4 protein-coding genes are annotated in these 4,285 nt (G+C 39.6%); 1 reads left to right on the top strand and 3 read right to left on the bottom strand.

The genetic code is table 11. The features are described from left to right. Positions 1-155: 155 nt before the first annotated feature. From NL646_RS23160 to NL646_RS23150, 3 genes are all read right to left on the bottom strand, one after another. Positions 156-1,679 (bottom strand): anti-phage dCTP deaminase, encoded by a 1,524-nt coding sequence (locus tag NL646_RS23160; RefSeq protein ID WP_253664751.1) that lies wholly within the window; start codon positions 1,677-1,679, stop codon positions 156-158. A gap of 154 nt (positions 1,680-1,833) precedes the next feature. Beyond that, positions 1,834-3,018: a site-specific integrase gene (locus NL646_RS23155; RefSeq protein WP_180795774.1), complete on the bottom strand. Its 1,185-nt coding sequence runs from the start codon at positions 3,016-3,018 to the stop codon at positions 1,834-1,836. A 10-nt stretch (positions 3,019-3,028) separates the two neighbouring features. Then, positions 3,029-3,391: a hypothetical protein gene (locus NL646_RS23150; RefSeq protein WP_180795775.1), complete on the bottom strand. Its 363-nt coding sequence runs from the start codon at positions 3,389-3,391 to the stop codon at positions 3,029-3,031. A gap of 115 nt (positions 3,392-3,506) precedes the next feature. Here NL646_RS23150 and NL646_RS23145 point away from each other — a divergent pair. Beyond that, positions 3,507-4,285 (top strand): hypothetical protein (locus tag NL646_RS23145; protein WP_253664750.1); only part of this gene is annotated, 779 nt, incomplete at its 3' end.

The following is a 4,285-nucleotide window of genomic DNA, read 5'->3' as shown; positions in this document are numbered from 1 at the left end:
TTCTTTGGCTAGAGAGTTGAGAAGATTGAGAGGTTACTTTTGATCTGAAAATTTGTTGTTGCCATTGAGGCCAAGCTGCCATTTTCTGCTCAGCCTTCTCCAAGTGTTCGACTAGAGCTCTGTTATCAACTTTTTTCATCATAAGTTCCTGTTAGCTAGCATTTTTTATCATTAAAGATTTTGAAATGCTCACCTGTTAATGCTGAGGAAAATTCCTCGCTTGCAATATATTGGATTGGGTTAGGTTTTAGCCTAAGTTTAGCTGATTCTCTACTCCAGTCTACAGTCTCACCTGAAGATTTTTTGCGCTTTATCTCTCGACCATTACCTAAAGTCATAGAAAAGAAGTTCAAGAAACTTCTTGGTCCAACTCCAACAAATGGCTCAAAGGACACTTTATCTTCACAATAACCTTCTGAAATTGCATCAGAGTGAAACTCAAACGCCTTACTTTTTGCATATGGCTCAACATATACAACTCTCAATACTCCCGCAGCAATTATGTGTTTCGCACAGTTATGACATGGGAAAGTTGTACAATACAGCGTTGTCTCTAAAGTACTATTATTGGTTCTACCACAAGATAAAATAGCCTCCATTTCAGCATGTACGACTCTTCCATACTCTGTGATATCTTTTAATTTTGTATTTTTTAGTTTTTTGTTTAATTCAGCAGAGCTCTCAAGTCCCAGTTTGTCAATGATATCGTCAATGACCTCTTGAATTGCTTTTTTGTTAGCATCATAACCACGCATGTAATCTCTACCGTCATGACTATCTGCTATCCGAGTATTTGAACTATCTAAGGAAGGCCAGTACAAACCACCTTTAGATCTAGGGACATCATTCGCCCCTGTTGATATGATATTGTTATCTTTGGTTAATACTGCGCCAACTTGTCTTGATAAGTCAGCAGATCGACTAGATGCAGAGAAAGCCATATACATGGCATATTCATCAAAAGTGGGAGTAAGAAATGGGTATCCGAATATCAGCTTAAATACGCGCTCCACATCAGCCCTATTTTTATTAAGATTTTGATCTTCATCGATAAAAAAATCAGCTAAGTGGAAAGTATCTCTTGTATGCTGCCCATGACCGTTATTTGGTCCTTCATCCTCATCTCTGGAGATAAGTTTCTTTACAACATCGCTATCTTCAGTACTTCTACGTTTATTATCAAGTGATTGAAATCGACTTTCGTAGCTAGCATGTATCCCTATGACAAATAAACTGTTGCCATAAGTTTCTCTTAAAGCAGCAACCTCATCAGGGTGTTTCAGTGATCGAATTATCCATGCTTTCTTACTTAATGGCTGAGGCTCACGATCACCTAAAATTTCAGCTCGTCGTTGAGATACTTCGGTAATAGCAGCGTATGCTAAAGCTGCATTATCTTCAGTCAAATTGCGATATTCATTGCCAAGATTCATGAAGTAATTGATAGTTTCAAGTTTTGATAAACCTTCAGGCACAGGTTGAAGTGCGTGCAAAAAACCAGATGAAACTCGAATTACTTCAGGTTTAAAGTCGTACAACTCTAGTTCATCTGACATTAAGTTAATGAATCGACTCAGGTCTGTTCCAACGGCTGAAACTAAAGCTATAACTATTTCTGAAAAGCTCTCTTCCTCTGCCTCTAATCCATCATTAGCATGTATTTTGTTTTTATCACTCATAAACGATATTCAATCAAATAAGCAAATGCATCAATATACATAATGATAAAAAATACAAGCAGTGCAAATATTAACCTTTAAAATGTTATGTATATCTTATTTAGCTTGAAGTGTGAACTTAAGTAGCCCCTATTAGGCTACTTAAGGTAATTACTCATTCACACCTCTCAACCAACTCAGCAACATTCGCACTTACCTCTCTCAGCCTTGAACTAGCTAAATGAGCATATCTTGTACTGGTCTGTGGCGACTGATGCCCCAACAAATGCTGAACATCATAGAGCGTTGCATTGCCACTATTGATCAAAATTGAAGCAAAGCTATGCCTAAGGTCATGAATACGAAAGTTATCGGTTATACCAGCGGCGGCTTTAATCCGAGCAAATGCCTTCTTCGGATGGGCGATAGGTCTACCGGGTGCATCTCCGGCAAAGATATAGGGGTTCTTCGGTTGTTGAAATCGTCGTTGATCATGGATGACCTCCTTAGCTAGGTGGTTGAGCAGGACCGTTCTCGACAATCCCGACTTAGTGTGTGGTAGAAATAGGCTCCAATTGCCGTCGTCGTCGACAGTAAGACACTCCCATTTTGAGCTGGTTATCTCACCTATACGCATCCCAGTAAGCAGGGCGAATTTCAATGCATTAGCTTGGGTGCAATTCGGTTCTTCGTTACATGCTTTGATGAAGGCAGAAACCTCTGCCCGTGACAGGAAACGTTGACGAACGTTATTTTCCTTCAATTTCCTGATGTACTGACCGGGATTAGAATCAACATAGCCCCATTCCATTGCCAGTCTGAACATGCGAAGGACTAAGGAACGTAGACGGTTCACCGTTGCAGGCTTCCTACCTTCTAGTAACCCGTCCAACAATTTCTGAATATCCTGCTGACCGATATCAGTGAGAGGTTTCTTGCCCCACTTTGGATAGAAATGGAGCTTAAGACTACCCGCATCACTTTTAGCCGTGAGTTTATTCATCATTGCATACGGTAAGTAGTGCAGCTCCGCGAAGTCTTGAAACGATAGTACGTTGCGCTTTTCGTCTCGAATAGCCTTGGGGTCATTACCTAGAGCAATTTCCCGTTTATGGTCATTGGCAATCTGACGAGCAGTGTTTATGTCTAGTCCAGGATATTCACCTAACTGGATGGATTTCTTGGTTCCGTGGAGGGTATATCTGAACAAGAAACGCTTCCTGCCTTGACGGTTAATTATCAGCTTGAGTCCGCTACACAACTCGTCGGTATATTCCGTTTCCTTACTTTTGCTCGTCGACGGCGTCGGTGGTAGTGAGTCGAGTTGGCGCTTATTGAATTTGAATTTTCGGGATTGCATCATTGCCCCCTTAGTCATTCTCGATGGAGAAATATTGGCGTAATTCGGTGAGTAGTGTCTTAGGCATCAGCATGTAGATACCCTTGCCACTGTCCTCGACAATGCTTAGTGTCAGTGTTGCTCCGTAATCTAGTTCATCTTCGAATTCGGTATAGGTCAGTGCTCGTTTTAGCATTTCGATATCGTCGACGACGACGGCAGTTAGGTCCGAAATTGAGGTGAGGAACCAGAGTTCACATTGCAGTTCATCCCATGTCTGTTGGGTTTCTGTTTCATCGTGAAATGGCTCGGTGAGTATAGCTTTGACTTGGTCTTGTAAGGTGGTGGTGATTGGTAGGGTTGTGATTTGTTCAAGATTAGTTAGCTTAATCATATTGAACTCCATGATTATCAGTATCATAGTGTTAATATGTTTTTGATTTCATAAATGATTCGGAAAGGATGTGTGAAATTCATCCTAATCGACACAAAAAAGTCTGGTTAACTTTATGTATGATGAACAGTATGAAGCAGAAAAAATATTAAATGATAAATATTTAGAAGAGTTAGATGATGAAGTCTGGCAGATGGAGTCATTGTGGCTGTACTTGGATAAACGTGACGAGTTTTCAAAACAGTACAGTACTGATCTAGTTAAGGAATATTACCTAGATAATCCTAATCTAGCTAACAACGTTAGAAATACAGTTAGAGCTATGGTGCAAGTTAAAGAAGTTGAACCGCTATCTTCTTTGATTATGGCTATGACTTCTCTTGAAGTTTTAACAAAAAATGTCATTTTACGGCCATTCATGACCGGGATGCTCCATAATGGTTCTCTAGCGGAACTAATAACAAAGCAAGTTCTTAGTCAGAATGGATTAGATCGTTTTAATAATCTTCTTTATTGGATTATTGATGAACATTTAGAAGACAGTGATGCTTCGAATCTCAAGTTTATTTCTGGCCGAAAAACAATTTGGCAAACTAGAAGTGAACTTCAAAAAATTAGAAATGAAGTAATACACAAGGCAAATTCATGCTCAGCTCAAGACGCACAAAACGCATATGACTTGTTTAAACAGTTTGATAAGTTGACGACTAGATTATTGGGTACTTTGGGGCTAGGTTATTCAATGGATTTTGACAAGGACATAGTTACAGTTACCGAGAAGGAGCATTTCTCTTTTCAGCCCAATTTTACTATTTTAGAGTCTCTGTCGCTCAAAAGGCCTTGTATTCAACAATATAATGAGCCACCAATGGATTTTGATGATGAAATACCTGG

Origin of the sequence: Vibrio sp. Y20_XG_PY13 (assembly GCF_024181925.1) — a bacterium.
Lineage (GTDB): Bacteria > Pseudomonadota > Gammaproteobacteria > Enterobacterales > Vibrionaceae > Vibrio > Vibrio parahaemolyticus.
Note: the sequence above shows the minus strand (reverse complement) of the source record. Positions and strands in the feature narration are given on the sequence as shown.

What these genes read in the sequence shown, in the direction of transcription:
- NL646_RS23160 (WP_253664751.1), bottom strand. Translation starts at nt 1,679, where the DNA reads ATGAGTGATAAAAACAAAATACATGCTAATGATGGATTAGAGGCAGAG.
- NL646_RS23155 (WP_180795774.1), bottom strand. Translation starts at nt 3,018, where the DNA reads ATGCAATCCCGAAAATTCAAATTCAATAAGCGCCAACTCGACTCACTA.
- NL646_RS23150 (WP_180795775.1), bottom strand. Translation starts at nt 3,391, where the DNA reads ATGATTAAGCTAACTAATCTTGAACAAATCACAACCCTACCAATCACC.